Source organism: Moraxella sp. K23 (assembly GCF_041154765.1).
GTDB lineage: Bacteria > Pseudomonadota > Gammaproteobacteria > Pseudomonadales > Moraxellaceae > Faucicola > Faucicola tetraodonis.
Genome location: NZ_AP031595.1, coordinates 323896 through 342144, shown reverse-complemented (window position 1 = coordinate 342144; position 18249 = coordinate 323896). Strand labels below are relative to the sequence as shown.

Below are 18249 nucleotides of genomic sequence, written 5' to 3'. Positions count from 1 at the left end.
GCGCGGCAATACGCGCACCCTAATAGGCCCATGGAAAAAACCTTTTCAAGGGCCTATTAGCCTATTTTCTAAGGACAGAAAAAGGATAACAACATGGAAAATTTTTGGACAAAATTTTATGACCCTGCCACCGCCGCACACATTCCCGCTTTAACAGATCAATCGTTAATAGAATTTTTTGATGATCGTTTAACGGCCTTTGCCTCACGAGAATTCACCAGCAATATGGAGAGAGCTATCAGCTATCAACAGGCGGATAACGTCGCACGCCTAGTCAGCCGCTGGCTACAAGCCCAATCCTTAAGCGCAAATGCCAGTGTCGCTATCATGCTGCCTAATGTACAAGCGTATTTACCGGTCATGATAGGTGCGATTCGCTCAGGGTATGTTTTGACGCCGATTAATCCGCTACATACAGCTCGTGAATTAGAGTTTCAGTTGATTGATGCCAATACTGAAGTTATTTTTATTTTAGAAAATTTTGCTCACACTTTACAAAAAATCATTGATAAAACCCCAGTGAAAAAAGTCGTGATTATCCGTTTAGGGGACTTGTTAGGATTAAAGGGTAAAATAGTCGATATCGCTGTAAAATATGTCAAGAAAATGGTAGAGCCTTACCAAATTGACCAAAAGTATCAGCCATTACGATTGGGTCAAGTGATGAAAATCGCTAAATCCATGCCTTACCAACAGCCATCCAAATCACTTGATGATGTTGCCTTTATCCAATACACCGGCGGCACCACTGGCAGACCCAAAGGCATCTTGCTGACCCATCGAAATATTTTGACAGCAGTTGAACAATACTATCAGTGGTTTTTGCCGGTACTCAACCAACAAAAAAATGTCGAACAAGTATTCCATAGTATCCTAGCGTTGCCGCTATATCATATCTTTGCGTTTATCTTTTCCATGTTAGGCATGAAATCTGGCATGCGCATGACCTTGGTGACCAACCCTAAAGACATTGCCAGTTTTATCAAAATATTATCTGCTAAGCCGTTTCACATTCTTCCTGGGGTTAATACCTTGTTTCAGGCATTAGTTAACCACCCCGATTTTAAAAGTGTCGATACCCGTCAACTAAAATTATCAATCGCGGGCGGTATGGCAGCCACCCCCGCCACGGCCAAGGCTTGGCTTGAGCTTACAGGCTGCCCCTTAATAGAAGGATGGGGCATGTCCGAAACTATCGGTGCAGGCACGTGTAACCCCCTCACCAATCATGAGTACACTGGCGATATTGGCCTACCTTTACCGAGTATCGATATCAAAATCTGTGATGATGTGGGCAATGAAGTGGCGTTAGGCGAAGTAGGTGAAATCTGTATCAAAGGTGATAATGTGACTATAGGTTATCATAACATTGACAACACCGATTATTTCTTACCTGAAGGCCATTTAAAGACAGGCGACATTGGGATGATGATGCAAAACGGGCATATCAAATTAATGGATCGCAAAAAAGATATGCTGATCGTCAGTGGCTTTAATGTCTATCCAACCGAAATTGAAGCGGTGCTGTTAAATCACCCGAAAGTCCAAGAATGTGCCGTGATTGGCGTTGAAGATGCGCTTCAAGGACAATCGGTTAAAGCCTATATTGTCAAATCAGATGACAGTTTGACGATAGATGAGCTTAAAGCCTTTAGTCATGAGCAATTAACCGGGTATAAACGGCCACGCCAATATACGTTTATTGAGCAATTACCCAAAACCGCGGTTGGCAAAATTCAAAAAACTGAACTGCGGTTACTTGAGAAAAATAGTAAATAATGGTGTCAGCCCAGGGAATGGTCGGATGTTTACCTTTCAATCCCCGAAAAATCACGTAACCCCTTGATATCACTGCAATAAAAAAGCCCCAATCAATCGACTGGGGCTTTTGGAATATGGTAGGCATAATCTGACTCGAACAGACGAAAACCTTTAAGTTAAATTACCCTAAATTGCATGTTAGCAAAATCTATGAGATATAGGACTTACGCAAAAGCAAAATTTTTTGCGTAAGTCCTAATATACAAGTTATGGTTTAAATCAATACGATAGTTTATTGCTGAAATGAGAAAGCCGTTAATGGGGAGTCCCAGTAACGGCTTACAAGTTCAATAAAAACAGGTGTTTTGACTAAATTGTCGGCTCAATCTTTTCCCCATCTTCTTTGATAAAGGTTTTGGTTAAGGGCGTATCAATCAAATCTAGTACAACTTCGGAAGGACGGCACAGCTTAACGCCTTTATCACTCACAACGATTGGACGATTGATTAGAAGTGGGTCAGCTAACATAGCTTCAATAAGGTCATCATCAGTCAAACTAAGGTTATCTAGTTTACGTTCAGCGTAAGGCGGCACATTTACACGCAGTAATTGTCTTGGGGTAATACCCATTTTGGTAATTAAATCACGCAGGGTTGTTTCATCAGGTGGGTTATCCAAATAATGAATAACAGAAGGCTCAATGCCTTGATGTTTGATAAGAGCAAGCGTGTTGCGTGATGTGCCACAGTTAGGGTTGTGGTAAATTGTGATATTTTGCATACTTGTTCCTTTTTAAGTTTTAAAATTATTGAATTATTGGCAACCAAATTGCCAATGCAACCAATGTAGCCACCAATACAGGCAAGGTTAAAATAATACCGACTTTAATATAATAGCCCCAACTCACCGTAACATTTTTACTGGCTAAAACGTGCAACCATAATAAGGTAGCGAGTGAGCCAATCGGGGTAATTTTCGTGCCTAAATCACAGCCTATTACATTGGCATAAATCATGGCTTGCTTTATCATGGGGTCATGGATAGTCGCCTCATCAATCGCTAAAGCTTGAATTAGCACCGTTGGCATATTATTCATGACAGATGAAAGTCCTGCCGATAATAACCCTGTTCCTACTGTAGCTGTCATCATGCCATGATTAGCGAGTTGGCTTAACTCATGAGCTAAATAATCGGTCAGCCCTGCATTTTTTAAACCATACACCACCAAATACATACCCAATGAAAATATCACCACTTGCCACGGGGCATTTTTGACAATCGGCAGCACCGTTATTTTTTTACCCATTTTCGCTACCACAAGCAACACCAACGCGCCAACCCCTGCAATGAAGCTAATGGGTACACCTATAGGCTCAAGCACAAAAAAACCCAACAAAAGTAACGCCAATACCACCCAACCCATGATAAAGGTATTTTTATCCACGATAGCCGATTGTGAGTTTTCGATTAAATCCAACGCATAAACCGTAGGAATGTCTTTATGATAAAACCCATACAGTACCAATAATGAGGTGACAACCGCTACCACGTTTACTGGTATCATCACTTTGGCATAATCGGTAAAAGGGATTTTAAAAAAGTCAGCCGACACAATATTTACCAAATTAGACACCACGAGCGGAATACTGGCGGTATCAGCGATAAACCCTGCTGTCATAATAAAAGCAAGGGTAGTCGCAGGGGAAAAGCGTAACGTGGTTAAAATCGCAATCACAATGGGTGTTAATATCAAAGCCACACCATCATTGGCAAACAATGCCGATACCACCGCCCCAAGTAGCACAATAAACGCAAACAACCGATTACCGCTACCTTTTGCTAATCTTGCAACGTGCAAGGCGATATAGCGGAAAAAGCCTGCTTCATCAAGTAACAGACTAATAATGATAATAGCAATAAAGGCAAAGGTAGCGTTCCAAACAATATTCCACACTACAGGAATATCGGCAACCGTTATTACCCCTAATAGCAAAGCTATCCCAGCCCCGATACTGGCAGTCCAACCGATACCCAAGCCTTTAGGTTGCCATATTACAAATATCAAAGTCACTAGAAAAATGAGTAATGCGGTAATCATTGACTGCCTATAGAAACCTGTTAAAATTGAGCTATACTATAATCTATATATTTGGATATGTAAATATATGAATAAAACAGACTTTCTCAAGGCGTTAAGCGACCCCACCAGATTAAAAATTGTGCAACTACTTAATCAGAAGCAAGCGTTATGCGTGTGTGACATCATCAGCGAGTTAGACCAACCACAGCCAACTATCTCACGGCATTTAAACCAATTAAAGCAAATCGGTATTTTAGAAAGTGAGCGTAAAGGCACTTGGATTTGGTATTCGATTAGTAAAGAGTTACCAAATTGGGGCAAAGCGGTAATTGGTGCATTGGAATTAAATTAAAGGCGTTTCCTCGCTTAATTCAAAATACCTCTCGATGGGTGTTTTTCCCTTCAAAGCTGAATGTGGTCTTAGCCAATTAAGGCTATGTCTGAGCTGTTTTATTTTAGGGGAGAGTTACAGTCGGAAAAATCCAAAATAATAAAGCCTTGATCATCTTGATACGAGACCCCTTGTAGCCAGTTATATTCAGAACGCAACGTGGTAAAGTTGTTGTGGTTAGGCTTGATAACAGTGAGTTTGTCCGCTTCATTGGTCGCTTGAATGGTTTTATCAAGGTATAGGGTAAATTTGAGTTTTCTGTCGCCAAGTATTTTGGCGGTATCTTTTAAGGCTCGATAGGCATAGATTTCATTGACACGATTGGCGTTGGCAAATTCTTTGGCACTAATCAATACTCGTCTGCCGCCAGACTGCAAACGATGTAGTTTATTAACCGCCAGTGTTATCAAGTCATGCTCGGCTTCGGTCAAGTCGAAACCCGCTTCAATCAGCGTATTGGGTTTGATAATCATTACTTTATCAGCACCTTGATTGTAAAAACTTTGCATAGTCATGGGCTACTTGCTATCAATTGGCTCAAATTATTGTGAGCTTGATTATAGAAGTGAGCATGATGATGGGTAAAATCGTAATCTATGTTAATCTATGTCAGTTACAAAAGTTAATCAAAATTCATTCGTTTCAATGATTTAGAAGTTATTTTTCATTATTTATTTCGAATCGCTTTTAATGTGCGTTAAACTGCTAGCTTCACCCATCTGTACATTTATATTCACCTATCTGAACATCTTGATTCACCTATCTGTACATTTATATTCACCAGTCTGTACACATATCTGCGTGCAAAGCCGCTACCATGGCGGAATACAGAGCCTCTATAATTTAATAATATAGATAATACTAATACTAATGTTTAATGAAATTTAGAGTGATAAGATTATTTTGATAAAGTTTAATTCCTATCATAAAAACAAATTTACATGAGACATTCGATATCAAGCATAATTACTTATTTTTTAACTACACCAAACCCTTCATCATATAGCCACTGTATCTCATTTTTATCATTATATAGACTTAGTGAAATTTGACAGCCTTGTTCAATATCAATATCATAAAATTCGCATTGTTCCACCATTTGACTAGGCGACAAATACAGCCACGCTTGTGGCTTAGCGGGTTGTAAAATAGGTTTGGTAAAATCACCGCTATAATCTTGCCATTCTTGTTGTTGCTTTTTAAAACTTGGATTAAACGTATTAACGTATTTTTCGATAACCAGTTCATTATCCGTAATCGATTCTGCATTCATTCGATACAGGGCTTGATACTGTCTATCTCGTAACGGGGTGAATTTTTGATACAGTTGCTCGGTCATTAGACTACTTTCAACTGCTGTATTTGAAAAAAGCTCATCGCCTTCATCATAAAAATATCGCTCACAAAACCCTTGTATCTCGCTATCATCAAATTGGGCAAATAGACAGTTATCTTTATCAAAACGCAGTCTAGCATCTATTATGAGTTGATTATTTTGCCAGGGTAACAACTTTGCCAAATCATGGGTTGGGTAAACATTGGCATTGTTATAACCTTCATAACCTGGGTATTTAAAGGCAATGATTTTTTTTTCTTTAGATTTCTTTTGTTGCATGTATTTGCAATGCCGATAGTTAAATTGGGGGATGATAATATTTGGCTCATGAATCGTTTCTCGGCGGTGACGATTAACTCGCCCTGCGGTCTGTACAATAGACTGAACGCTTGATGCGTCAATAACTGCCCAGTCAAAGTCATGGTCACGCCCCACTTCTTCGACAGGCGTGGCAATCACGATAAAGGGTACATCGTTTTGTTGGCTGTGGTTCATAAGTTCGATAATTTCGCTATCTTGCTCGATGGTTTCATTGCCTGTTTTACGTTTTTTGCCATCTTTATGACGACTTAGTAAAGTGTCTAAGCGTTGTTCTTTATAAAAACGATTGATTCGCCAATCATTGGCATGATAGCAAGCGATATGGGCGTGTTGCCAATGATTGGCAAAATAATGAGCAAGGCTAATAGCATGGTGAATATTTGCTACCCGAATCAAGCCAAAGGATAGGCATTTTTCCCCATTTTGCCATTGCCAAGCGTGTCTATCATGCAAGATTTGGGCAGATTCAAGTACCGCTTGTTGCCAATCGCTAATCGTTGCCTTTGGCATGGGTTTGAGTTCGGCTAGGCGAAAACTCGTCTTTTTGGCTAAAGCAAGCTGTAATTCATTGAGGTGTGTTTGGTAAATATCTTTAAAGTTTTTATCGTCAGCTTGGGTGTCGTTATCTTGCGTTAGCGTTTGTTGCCAAATTTTGGGCGGGTTTTTGCTATCAATTTCATTATCGACAATGGCAATATTAAATGCTTGTTTGTCATTGTTTAGCAAGGCTTGTCGCATGGCAATGCCTGATTCAAAGGCACGATGCACGCTAATCGCCAAGGTTTTGGACAAAGTTGCCGATGAGCAAATCACGTGGCGACCGTACATGGCGGAAAGTTGCACCAGTCGCAATACCGCCATCAAGGCTTGCGGGTCGTAGCCGTCAATTTCATCGAGTATCAAATCACTACTCATAAGCCGTAGCAAGGCTTTGACATGATGCCCTTGTTTGTGTGGCTCGCCCGCTGCTATCAGATAATCAATGGTTGAAACGAGCAAAGGCGATGCCAATAACGTTTTGCCATCATTGTCACTTATAACGCCCTTTTTGGTGGTTTTCTCAAACAATGGGTTAAGCCACGCAGGGATATCATAATCTTCTCCTTTGGCATCAAATATCGGCTCTGGGGGATTTTCATCTTCGTCAATTCCTTGGTTATTTTTGGCTTTTTCAAATAGTTCTTGGGTAATATTGTCGCCGATGACGACGGCTAATTCATCATCGGATAGATTCATGGATTTTTTGAGAGCGTCACCTGTCTGTAAAGTCAAAGAACGCAAATTTAACGCAATACAAATACGTGGGTCATTGGGTCGCAAGGTACAAGCGGTGCGTAGATTCATTCGAGTCTTACCGCTCCCTGTACCTGCGATATTAAAAACAAGCGTAGGTACATCGGGATATTTATCGGCGAATTTTTGCAAGGCATTGCCAGCAACATTTTGCCACTTAAAATAAGCGTTTTGCGTGGGTGTTTTGATATATTCGACGGTCTGCTCACATAGTCCAGACAAATTTAATTCTGTCATCATTTTGCAGGCGATAACACTGGCTCGCTCGCCCACGCTACGTAAATGCCATTCTAGCGGTTGATTGTGTTGTTTTTTACTATCAACAAAACAGGTATTAGCAAACAGTTGCGTGGGAGTTGGAGTGGCAGGTTGCACCATGTCCAGATAATTGACCGCAGAAATGGTATGGTCAGCGTGAATCAAGGCATTACGAGCATGTAAACAGAGGGCTTTATAATAAGTTGGACTGGCGTTGGTAGGCAATAATTTGGCAAGTCGTGCCATGCGTTTTTGATAACTATCAAAAATGCTTTGTGGTAACTCGCCTGCACAAGTGAGTTGTTGGGTACGAGGTAATGGTTCACGTACGTGTTTGTCTTCGTTAGGATAGCTTGCATAGCCTGTTGGGTCATCTGCTCCCAATAATCCATGATGAGTGACAATCAAATAATCCACCGCTTCAATGCCGTTTGCCACGCCATCATCGACTTGTTTTAAATCACCTAAGGTAAAAATATTACGGTTTTTATCTTTGGCAACTTGTTGCCAAGCGTTTTGCCAATCAAAGTTATTGTGTCGGAGTTGTTGCAGTAGCTTGACGGATAGCCATTCATGGCGGATATCATCAGCGATGATTTTATTTGCTTGATTAGGTGACAGTTTGTTTTGAAAATGTTGCGATGCTTTGCCGATATCATGCATATCGCCTGCCGCTCCTGCCAATAGACTTGCTGCTCTGACCCAGTCGTCGATTTGTCGCTTGGTATAAGGCTTGCCAGTTGAAGCGACAGGGTATGCCCCTTCGCTATTAAACCGATGCTTTGCTCCCACGACCCACGCCAGCTTCATGCGTCGCATACCGTAATTGATGTAAGCGGCGACAGCGGTTTGGCGAGTGATGCCTTTTTGTTTTAGGGCTTTGCGGACTTCGGTTAGACCTTCCATGGTCATGGGGGCTTGCCATGTGCTTTGTCCTGTGCGGATGGCGTAGCTGTCGAGTACGGCTCGGGTTTTTTTCAGGGCTTTTTTTTCGCAAGCAGAGATAAAAATGACGTGCATTTCATTTTTTCCAAATTAATTTTTCTGTTTTTATAAGCTTATCATTTTCACTTAATATAAAACTAAATTCTATAATGAATATTAACAATACGACATCGTGTGTCTTTTATCTACTTTTGCCTGCTTTTTATTTGGGCAATACTATGCTAAAACTAGATAGAATTAAATAAAAAAGGAGAAATGAATGTCAGATGCTTCCACAATTCCCATCGACCAGTATCGGCAAACGCTTGCTGAATCGGTGCATTTTAGTAATAAAACGATTAATTCCAATATCGAAAAAGGCGGTATTCGCTTGGCAAAATCACAAGCCTTGGATTTGCCCTATATCAGTGCGAGAACATTACTTGCTGACGATATCACCATTCCCACTGACTACCAAGCCAATGCAGGCAAAATACCCACTATGTTTAAGATAATCAAGGCGGCTATGCTTGATGAAAATCTTGATGAATTTGAAGATGATTTAAAAAATATAGCTAATATTCTTAAACAAGATATCGTCACTATTTTTGATAATCCTTATCAGTCTAAGCTTAAGCACATTAATATCCGTATGCGTCAGCTATTACTTCCTAAAGAAGAGAGTTATCTTTCAATAAGCCCAATTAGTGCAGTTGGTGTTAATTATTGGCTTACTTCTGAAATCGAAAGAATTAAAGAAGTTCGGCAATCTGACGATAAATTTCATAATATTACGACAGCCGTTTTTGGTATTGGCGGTTCAAATATTCAAAATGTGGGGTCACCAATTTTTATTAGAACATTACAACGCCCAATTTATCTAACTGCCCCAACTGCTAATGATACGATACGTCAAGCCTTTAGCCTGTATTACAAAGGCTTAGACTACTATATCCCCAATAAATTGCCGAAAGACAAACTTGTTCAGCCCGCATTACTTGCTTGGGCAGATTTGGTGAATCAAGGTATTGCTACTACAGAACAAGATTTAAATAACCAAGACTGGAAAAACAAAGGCATTGAAGCCACTAGTACCAATATGGATAGCCGTGAAGCCGAGCAACAATTTTTGACCCATATCTTACGCATCGTCTTGGCTCAAGGGCGAGAAGCTAAAAATAGCCTTGAACAAGTGGCTGATAGATTGCCCAATATCACTAAAATAAGCGATGAAACGTATGACGAAAATCCAGGGGAAATGGTGAGTAAAGAACGGGTTGCTTTAACACCATTACAGCACCCAAGCGTCGATTTAGCCATCCAAGGACTGATTGACCCAAAGCTACGAGATGAAGGCTGGATGACGGCGTTTGCCGAGCATTTGGCAAAAAATATCGTCCGTCAATCCTACGAAGTCGAAGGACAAAGTAACCCTGTTACCTTTGTACTCGAAGATAGCACCATACCATTTTTGGCTCGCCGAATTCGTGGCTTGCTCTACAGTCATAAGGAGTTAGCATCATGAGTTTTTTAGCGGTCATTCCGCATATTCAAGTGCAAGGGGCAAATCTGCAGACCAGCGGGATTTTGCTCGGTGGCGTACCTTTGATGGCATCCACTATGTTCGCTCATGCGTTGGCTCGCAAATTGGGCGTGAAGGACACAGGCGTGATTTATATTCACCATGACAGGCAAGATTTGGGTGGCTTTGCCTATGGACGCTTTACCCCTGCCCAACGCCGTGGCTCTGCGTTTATCAATAAAAACGATTATTCATCAAAAAATCCCAATGCCTTATCGTTACAACCAACGGCAAGCTGTCATTTGCATCTTAGTTTGGTGATACGATTTGATTGTGTTATTGATTCAGACGTGTTAATTGAATTATTAAACAATCAACGATTTGCAGGCGGTCAAATTATTGAAATTGGTAAAGTTGAAATTTTTGAAGAAAAAGATTTATCAAAAATTTTTTCCAAAAATATTAAGACAGGCTTTGTGGTGCTAGACCGTCACGATGTGTTATTAGCGTACCAACAATCGCAAAATCTCAATCGTTTGCAAGCCTTTACACGGCTATTGGCACTTACCAAGGACGGCTTAAATCATGCCTTTGGTGAATATCATGGCTTAAGTTTTTTGTCAGCGACGAATCTAGGCTATGCGTTGCTTGAAGAACCAAAAACGGATAGAACGGGTGTGCGACAAGCCTATACGCTTGATAACGATGTGATAGAAACGCCCCACGCCTATGCCGAGCCATTGATTGGCTTGGTGCAATATGTGTCGATTCGGCAGTTACTCAATTTTGCCAAAGTCCAACCGTCTGACGATGTGGACTTATCTGAAGAAGAGCAAGAACCGTACCAACCGCAAAACCCGATTGCCGAGCCGTTACGTCAATTATCTGACAACCCACAAGAGTTATTTTGGCAGTACCAATGGCACACCCATAATGGTGGCGATGTGTTTTTATTGCGACAATCTATTTAACCTTACTTTTGAAACTAAACTTTTACCTAACCAATGTTAAAAAACAAACAGGAGTTCTATTATGGCAACTTTCAAAAAATTACCCGCAAGCCTAGCCCTACAACGTGGTACTGTTATCAGCGACGGGGCATTTTTTCATCTGATAGATGGCAAAACTGAATCATTAAAAGTCATGTATCATGGCATTCGTGGTACACAAAATGTGGCAGGCAATAAAAGCAAAGGGTCAGCATCGGGCGAATCAGTTGCTCGTGAAGTCAGTAATATTCAACAAACCGAATCTGCCAAATTATTACCCAATGCCAAATTATTGGTGACGTGGGATTTTCGTTTGATTGACTTGGCGGATATTTTGTTTGCCAGTGCGACTAAAGCAGGGGCAGATAAAAGCGATGAACAAGCATTTCGCAAGGCATTTCAAGGTTTTGTGGCTCGTGCCAAAGACAGCGATGGGCTAAAAACGGTGGTCGGTCGTTATGTGCGTAATGTTGTGAACGGTCGCTGGTTATGGCGTAATCGCTTGGTGGCAGAAAGCATTGTAATTACGGTAACACCCAGTCAAAATTCGGAAAAATCTTATACCTTTAAGGCGTTAGACTACAATTTAAACAGTTTTGACAATCCTAGTGCGGATGAGCAGGCATTAGCCGAGATTTTATTAACAGGGGCAAAAGGCGATGCAACCAATGCAGGGCTACATATCGAAGCGGTAGTTGATTTTGGCATGGGTGGTGTGGAAGTATTCCCTTCACAAAATTATCTAGAAGATAAACCCAAAGGCTTTTCTCGTTCGCTGTATCAACTTAACCCTGTTCGCCCCCAACGTGGGGCAGACAACAACCAATTTTTGGGGCAAGCGGCATTACGTGACCAAAAAATCGGTAATGCGATTCGTACCATTGATACGTGGTATCCCAATGCCGAAGAATACAATCATAAACCGATTGCGGTAGAGCCAAATGGGGCAAATCTTGAGCATCAATTTTTTTATCGTGTGGGTAAAGAAAAAATGTCAGCGTTTGATATTTTAAAAGAGATTGATGACTTAGACCCCAACAGCGAAAAAGGGATGTTTTTGATTGCCTGTCTGATTCGTGGTGGCGTATATTCTGAGGGAGATTAAGATGTCATTTGAGTTTTATGTGGATGTACGTGTGATTGAATCGGCAGATACGGTCGATTTATCACTACCGACCATTCGCAATCAGATTTATGCGGTATTGCATGGCACGTTTCGAGCGTTGGCATTGGTGGATAAATCACCATATGCCATAGCATTGGTCCCTTCCCCAAAGCTTAAAGCAAAGCAAGCGGATTTCGAAAAAAAATATGGCAAGTCGCCCCGTTTTGATTTTGATATTTTTCGGGTATTTTCGGATAGTAGCGAGGCATTACAGCGATTGGTAGATAGTATTAGCCAACATTGGAAAGTACGGGATTATAGTGTGGTCGGTACGCCAACGCCTGTACCAACAGCCAAAATCACAGGCTGGCAAAGTTATCGTCGTTTTCGCATTCCTACGGCAAAAATGGAACGTACTCAACTGTCTGACAATAATGTGCCATTACGAGAACGTCGTCTAGCCACTGCCAAAGACTTGCCGTATCTTAAAGTTGCCAGTAAAAGCACAGGACAAGTTTTTACCTTAACCATCGATATTGTACCGATGGAAAATGCAGGTGACGGCGTGCCAGATGGCTATGGTTTGGCTCGTGCCAGTCAGCCGTTTGCTTTGCCGATATTCTAATTTAAAAAAGCAGTAGGCTTTTATGCTTACTGCTTTTTCATTTATCAAAGAGAAAAACATGAGCCAAACTCATAATAGTCATTTACGTAAGCAACGTAGCCGTCCGCTGATGTTGTCCAAGCGGGCGTGTGTGTTTTATCTTGAGCGAGTTCGAGTCATTTTAAAAGATGACCGTATCGTGTATCTGACCGAAAGTATGCAACCGATTGAACATTTTTATAATATTCCCGAAAAAAATACCGCTTTTTTATTACTGGGTAAAGGTAGTTCGATTACCGATGCCGCCGCTAGACGTTTGGCAGAATCAAATGTAATGGTCGGTTTTTGTGGTTCAGGCGGTTCACCATTATTTAGTGCATTAGATTTGACCTTTCTAGCCCCACAAAGTGAGTATCGTCCTACCGAATATATGCAAATTTGGATGAAAGCATGGCTTGATGATACGACACGGCTGTTGATGGCAAAGGTGCTATTACAAGAACGTATTGAAATTGTCAAAAAATACTGGCAAAAAAATCCACTACTGACATCATATGGTATTCGCCTAGATGAATCGGCGGTAGTTAATTTTTCACAAGCGATAGAATCGGCAATGAACCAAGAGCAGTTATTGACTGCCGAAGGTCGCTGGGCAAAGGTATTATATAAAAGCTTGGCGGAAGGCTGTGGCTTTAAATTTACCCGCGAGGAAGGCAAAAATGCCAATGATGATATCGCCGATATCGCCAATAGCTACCTTGACCACGGGAATTATATCGCTTATGGCTATGCGGCAGTTGCATTACATGGGTTAGGTATTAGCTTTGCTCTACCGATGCTACATGGTAAAACCCGCCGTGGTGGTTTGGTGTTTGATGTAGCAGATTTGGTCAAAGATGCGATGGTGATGCCACAAGCATTTATTTCGGCAAAACTGGGGCATAATCAAAAAGAGTTTCGGATGCAACTTATCGAGATTTGCCAAGACCAAGATGTGTTAGATTATATGTTTGGCTTCGTTGTAGACACTTGCCAAAAAATTAAATAAAATCAGCTGCTTATAAAAAGCACTTTAAAACGAAGTGTCTTGACTGAATTAAAACGTATATAATTGATATCTGGGGATTTTGTCAGAAAATTCTCCAGTTCGCCATCGCATAGATGGTTTAGAAATTTTCGCCCTTTTTAGGGGGTTTAACGGCTTTGTTCGCCATCGCATAGATGGTTTAGAAATAAGCGTATCGGGTTCCGCTATATGCCCCATTAGTTCGCCATCGCATAGATGGTTTAGAAATTAATGCCTTTTGCCACATTTCGACCCATTCAGTTCGCCATCGCATAGATGGTTTAGAAATTACAGCATTTGCAAAGACAACACATTTGCTAGTTCGCCATCGCATAGATGGTTTAGAAATGATATTGATACCACATCCCCAACAAAATCCGGTTCGCCATCGCATAGATGGTTTAGAAACCAACAAAATCCGCTACTGATTTTGATACCGAGTTCGCCATCGCATAGATGGTTTAGAAACAATGCAAAAACAGTTTACAAAGCAACTTGGCGTTCGCCATCGCATAGATGGTTTAGAAATGAAAAAGACCCTAAGCAACCGCCCAAACTCGGTTCGCCATCGCATAGATGGTTTAGAAACGAAGGTAAAGCCTTCATTGCGGGCTTTGTTTGTTCGCCATCGCATAGATGGTTTAGAAATATATCAAAAAAAAAGGTGATAAGGTGATAATGTTCGCCATCGCATAGATGGTTTAGAAATTGAGCGGCTTTAAGTTTTGATAAGTCGGTTTGTTCGCCATCGCATAGATGGTTTAGAAATTAACCCCATCAGGCTTACCGTTGGGCACATAGTTCGCCATCGCATAGATGGTTTAGAAAAGTCAAAATCAGGGTCAACTATTTTTAAACGTGTTCGCCATCGCATAGATGGTTTAGAAAACCAAGTCGCTGTTGTCACGGAACTGTTCGGCGTTCGCCATCGCATAGATGGTTTAGAAATTTGCTATCCAAAATGGAAACCAAAATCCTACGTTCGCCATCGCATAGATGGTTTAGAAATTAGGCGAGAACTTAAAAAAATGTCGTCATTGGTTCGCCATCGCATAGATGGTTTAGAAATAGAAAAAGGCTGCTTATTCGTCAATCGCAGTGTTCGCCATCGCATAGATGGTTTAGAAACAACAACCCCTACCCTGCATAACCTTTATACAGTTCGCCATCGCATAGATGGTTTAGAAAAATGGCGGTCATGACATCGGTTTTTGGTTCGTGTTCGCCATCGCATAGATGGTTTAGAAAAAAATAGCGGTCAGCTCTCTTCGATGAGTCGGGTTCGCCATCGCATAGATGGTTTAGAAATTTGAGACCACCACACGCACCGCCCAATTTTTGTTCGCCATCGCATAGATGGTTTAGAAACGGTGGCGAAGAGCTTGCGCTCAACATCCATAGTTCGCCATCGCATAGATGGTTTAGAAATGTGTCATTGGTAGCGTCCGCATTCATGGATAGTTCGCCATCGCATAGATGGTTTAGAAATTGAGCTGCGCCTGGTAAATGGTCAATACGTGGTTCGCCATCGCATAGATGGTTTAGAAAACAGCATCACAACAATTTGACACGCTCGACGCGTTCGCCATCGCATAGATGGTTTAGAAACAAACCTAAAAGCACGTGTCCTACGCTAGTGGGTTCGCCATCGCATAGATGGTTTAGAAATGTGACGGTCAAGTCACCATCAAAAACAATATGTTCGCCATCGCATAGATGGTTTAGAAAAACTTTGTTGTCGTTATCAACGTGAACGCTACGTTCGCCATCGCATAGATGGTTTAGAAAGATGTGTGCGACCAAATGGATTTAGCAGAGCTGTTCGCCATCGCATAGATGGTTTAGAAACCGTGGCAAAGCAGGCACATTTAGCATTGAGCGTTCGCCATCGCATAGATGGTTTAGAAAGGTAGGTAATAAGGCAAAAAGTCGGCTTTTAGGTTCGCCATCGCATAGATGGTTTAGAAAGAGGACAAAACTGCCACTCCGCCAAAAACTGCGTTCGCCATCGCATAGATGGTTTAGAAACACTGCTGTATGGTAGTCAGTCTCAAGGGGCAGTTCGCCATCGCATAGATGGTTTAGAAAATGATTTGCAGATAGTCCACCATGATTGCTGAGTTCGCCATCGCATAGATGGTTTAGAAATCAGTGGTGATTTGCGTAAACGTCTTGCCCGTGTTCGCCATCGCATAGATGGTTTAGAAAAGCCGTGATATGGGCATCAATCAAGATTATCAGTTCGCCATCGCATAGATGGTTTAGAAAAATGACTGACGCAGTGATTAAGCGACCACAAAGTTCGCCATCGCATAGATGGTTTAGAAATCTTTAAACTTTATTTCACACTTCACCGACTCGTTCGCCATCGCATAGATGGTTTAGAAAAAAATCTAAGTGTGGGGCTATGTTTTGCGTGAGTTCGCCATCGCATAGATGGTTTAGAAATAGAAAAGATAATGCGATATCTGAACCGCCCTGTTCGCCATCGCATAGATGGTTTAGAAAAGTAATAGAGTTAAAAAAATGCAATTTATAAAGTTCGCCATCGCATAGATGGTTTAGAAAACCAATCACAGGCAATAAAGAGTTTGTCTTTCGTTCGCCATCGCATAGATGGTTTAGAAATTGATGCTGCTTAACAATGTCAATGGCTTCTTGTTCGCCATCGCATAGATGGTTTAGAAATACAGTTGTATCTGCATTGGGGATAAATCCTGGTTCGCCATCGCATAGATGGTTTAGAAAATCAACAAGCCAGCGACACGGTTACCAGTAGGGTTCGCCATCGCATAGATGGTTTAGAAATTCAACTGTCGCCAGCTTTGTCAATATCGCTGGTTCGCCATCGCATAGATGGTTTAGAAATTTTTCGGATTTAATGCAATACCAACACAGGTGTTCGCCATCGCATAGATGGTTTAGAAATAAACCAGACGCGACTGAGCGTCCTATGACGCGTTCGCCATCGCATAGATGGTTTAGAAATAAGCGAGCGTTCAGCCACTCGCTAGTACCTTGTTCGCCATCGCATAGATGGTTTAGAAATTTGCTTGCTTGCCACCCATCCAATCAGCTTGGTTCGCCATCGCATAGATGGTTTAGAAAATCACCCGGTCCCACTCACACCCTTTACTGCGGTTCGCCATCGCATAGATGGTTTAGAAAAGTCATTGTAGCTAGACTCAAGCTGACCCTGCGTTCGCCATCGCATAGATGGTTTAGAAAAAGGAGGATAAACTATGCGTAAACAATTTGACGTTCGCCATCGCATAGATGGTTTAGAAAGCCATGGGTGCAGTCTGGTGCAGTTGACCAAGGTTCGCCATCGCATAGATGGTTTAGAAATCTTGGCTTTTATCGTACGCTTGATGAATTGTGTTCGCCATCGCATAGATGGTTTAGAAAGCTTGCACCCAATTCAATACTGGCGCCTTTCTGTTCGCCATCGCATAGATGGTTTAGAAAAGCATAGGCAAAGAGAGCCAAAGGCAACAGGAGTTCGCCATCGCATAGATGGTTTAGAAATTTGTCGTTGGCTTTGGTTATGTCTCAGGCGCGTTCGCCATCGCATAGATGGTTTAGAAAAACAACATATTGCAGTCTTGGACAATCCCACAGTTCGCCATCGCATAGATGGTTTAGAAAGTAAAAGTCTGACACTTTATAAGTTGTATTAGGTTCGCCATCGCATAGATGGTTTAGAAAATAATGCTTGCAGTGATGTACCGTTACGGGCTGTTCGCCATCGCATAGATGGTTTAGAAACTAACGATGGGACGGGGGAATCCCATGAATAAGTTCGCCATCGCATAGATGGTTTAGAAAGTTGACGATATCAAAATCCAAAACTATCAACAGTTCGCCATCGCATAGATGGTTTAGAAAACAGATAACCTTGAACAGAACCTTAAAATCACGTTCGCCATCGCATAGATGGTTTAGAAAATGAGGGTAGATAGCTTTTCATTGTCTTGGATGTTCGCCATCGCATAGATGGTTTAGAAATAGTATGTTTGCCTATCTTTGACGTTAAAATCGTTCGCCATCGCATAGATGGTTTAGAAATTCAGTGAGCACATGATTGATGACTTCAGGGCGTTCGCCATCGCATAGATGGTTTAGAAAATTAACCGAATAGGATGCAGTTTTAGATTTATGTTCGCCATCGCATAGATGGTTTAGAAACATGAGCTTGATTGATATTGTTCATGCACCCTATCAAATTTTTCTAGTATATATCTACTTTGCATTTTTTTCGTCAATATTTCTCATTTTTATACGAGATAGTCCTAATCTAAAGTTAAGGTAAGCAATTTAATATATTGAATTTTTGCTTATGTATTATTTTATTAGTATGTGGATTTAGAGTCGTACCGTGAAAACTCAAAACTTTATATAGTCCGTATAACAACTTTTGTATCTATTTTTCCAATCTCAAGACGGTTAACTAAACTAGTGTGTCAATGTCTTGAAGTTTCTAATAGCCATGTTTTTAATTTGGAGGGAATAACTTTGAAAGGATTTTTTTAGGACATGAAGGTTTTTTAAAATGAGTGATAAAAGCTAAAAGAAATAAATTCAGTTTCATCTCTTTTA

At 41.2% G+C, this 18249-nt stretch carries 11 protein-coding genes and 1 CRISPR repeat array; of the genes, 7 read left to right on the top strand and 4 right to left on the bottom strand.

Annotation, left to right across the window (positions count from 1 at the left end):
• Window positions 1-93 precede the first annotated feature (93 nt).
• Window positions 94-1779, top strand: a complete 1686-nt coding sequence (locus tag ACAM37_RS01430) for an AMP-binding protein (RefSeq protein ID WP_369626367.1) — start codon at window positions 94-96, stop codon at window positions 1777-1779.
• A 351-nt stretch (window positions 1780-2130) separates the two neighbouring features.
• On the opposite strand, the gene arsC is transcribed toward ACAM37_RS01430, so the two are convergent.
• Both arsC and ACAM37_RS01420 read right to left on the bottom strand, forming a co-directional pair.
• The gene (gene arsC / locus ACAM37_RS01425) at window positions 2131-2541 is read right to left on the bottom strand and encodes an arsenate reductase (glutaredoxin) (RefSeq protein WP_369626366.1); all 411 of its coding nucleotides are present in this window, start codon (window positions 2539-2541) and stop codon (window positions 2131-2133) included.
• A gap of 25 nt (window positions 2542-2566) precedes the next feature.
• A complete protein-coding gene (locus ACAM37_RS01420; protein WP_099834437.1) occupies window positions 2567-3859 on the bottom strand; it encodes an arsenic transporter in 1293 nt (430 codons plus the stop codon).
• Between the two features lie 67 nt (window positions 3860-3926).
• On the opposite strand from ACAM37_RS01420, the gene ACAM37_RS01415 reads away from it, so the two are divergent.
• Window positions 3927-4193 (top strand): ArsR/SmtB family transcription factor, encoded by a 267-nt coding sequence (locus ACAM37_RS01415; RefSeq protein ID WP_065253432.1) that lies wholly within the window; start codon window positions 3927-3929, stop codon window positions 4191-4193.
• Window positions 4194-4291: 98 nt separating this feature from the next.
• Here ACAM37_RS01415 and ACAM37_RS01405 read toward each other — a convergent pair whose 3' ends face one another.
• Both ACAM37_RS01405 and cas3f read right to left on the bottom strand, forming a co-directional pair.
• Entirely contained in the window at window positions 4292-4747 is a 456-nt protein-coding gene (locus ACAM37_RS01405) for a replication initiation protein (protein WP_076775676.1), read from the bottom strand.
• A 455-nt stretch (window positions 4748-5202) separates the two neighbouring features.
• On the bottom strand, window positions 5203-8460 hold the full coding sequence (cas3f, locus tag ACAM37_RS01400; RefSeq protein WP_369626365.1) for a type I-F CRISPR-associated helicase Cas3f: 3258 nt from the start codon (window positions 8458-8460) through the stop codon (window positions 5203-5205).
• 184 nt (window positions 8461-8644) lie between these two features.
• Here cas3f and ACAM37_RS01395 point away from each other — a divergent pair, with 184 nt between their 5' ends.
• From ACAM37_RS01395 to cas1f, 5 genes are all read left to right on the top strand, one after another.
• A complete protein-coding gene (locus ACAM37_RS01395) occupies window positions 8645-9889 on the top strand; it encodes a hypothetical protein (RefSeq protein ID WP_369626364.1) in 1245 nt (414 codons plus the stop codon).
• Entirely contained in the window at window positions 9886-10857 is a 972-nt protein-coding gene (gene csy2, locus ACAM37_RS01390) for a type I-F CRISPR-associated protein Csy2 (protein WP_050324604.1), read from the top strand. The genes ACAM37_RS01395 and csy2 overlap by 4 nt, the downstream gene beginning before the upstream one ends.
• A 61-nt stretch (window positions 10858-10918) precedes the next feature.
• On the top strand, window positions 10919-11980 hold the full coding sequence (csy3, locus tag ACAM37_RS01385) for a type I-F CRISPR-associated protein Csy3 (RefSeq protein WP_007117097.1): 1062 nt from the start codon (window positions 10919-10921) through the stop codon (window positions 11978-11980).
• 1 nt (window position 11981) lies between these two features.
• Window positions 11982-12605 carry a type I-F CRISPR-associated endoribonuclease Cas6/Csy4 gene (locus ACAM37_RS01380; protein ID WP_099808514.1) on the top strand — a complete coding sequence of 208 codons (624 nt, stop codon included), beginning with the start codon at window positions 11982-11984 and terminating at the stop codon, window positions 12603-12605.
• Between the two features lie 58 nt (window positions 12606-12663).
• Window positions 12664-13632, top strand: coding sequence for a type I-F CRISPR-associated endonuclease Cas1f (gene cas1f / locus ACAM37_RS01375; RefSeq protein WP_050324603.1), 969 nt, complete (start codon window positions 12664-12666; stop codon window positions 13630-13632).
• Between the two features lie 97 nt (window positions 13633-13729).
• A CRISPR array of direct repeats spans window positions 13730-17838; the repeat unit is 28 nt; unit sequence GTTCGCCATCGCATAGATGGTTTAGAAA.
• Between the last annotated feature and the right edge of the window lie 411 nt (window positions 17839-18249).

Excerpts from the sequence above, each read along its gene's own strand:
- ACAM37_RS01430 (WP_369626367.1), top strand. The coding sequence starts at position 94 with ATGGAAAATTTTTGGACAAAATTTTATGACCCTGCCACCGCCGCACAC.
- arsC (WP_369626366.1), bottom strand. The coding sequence starts at position 2,541 with ATGCAAAATATCACAATTTACCACAACCCTAACTGTGGCACATCACGC.
- ACAM37_RS01420 (WP_099834437.1), bottom strand. The coding sequence starts at position 3,859 with ATGATTACCGCATTACTCATTTTTCTAGTGACTTTGATATTTGTAATA.
- ACAM37_RS01415 (WP_065253432.1), top strand. The coding sequence starts at position 3,927 with ATGAATAAAACAGACTTTCTCAAGGCGTTAAGCGACCCCACCAGATTA.
- ACAM37_RS01405 (WP_076775676.1), bottom strand. The coding sequence starts at position 4,747 with ATGACTATGCAAAGTTTTTACAATCAAGGTGCTGATAAAGTAATGATT.
- cas3f (WP_369626365.1), bottom strand. The coding sequence starts at position 8,460 with ATGCACGTCATTTTTATCTCTGCTTGCGAAAAAAAAGCCCTGAAAAAA.
- ACAM37_RS01395 (WP_369626364.1), top strand. The coding sequence starts at position 8,645 with ATGTCAGATGCTTCCACAATTCCCATCGACCAGTATCGGCAAACGCTT.
- csy2 (WP_050324604.1), top strand. The coding sequence starts at position 9,886 with ATGAGTTTTTTAGCGGTCATTCCGCATATTCAAGTGCAAGGGGCAAAT.
- csy3 (WP_007117097.1), top strand. The coding sequence starts at position 10,919 with ATGGCAACTTTCAAAAAATTACCCGCAAGCCTAGCCCTACAACGTGGT.
- ACAM37_RS01380 (WP_099808514.1), top strand. The coding sequence starts at position 11,982 with ATGTCATTTGAGTTTTATGTGGATGTACGTGTGATTGAATCGGCAGAT.
- cas1f (WP_050324603.1), top strand. The coding sequence starts at position 12,664 with ATGAGCCAAACTCATAATAGTCATTTACGTAAGCAACGTAGCCGTCCG.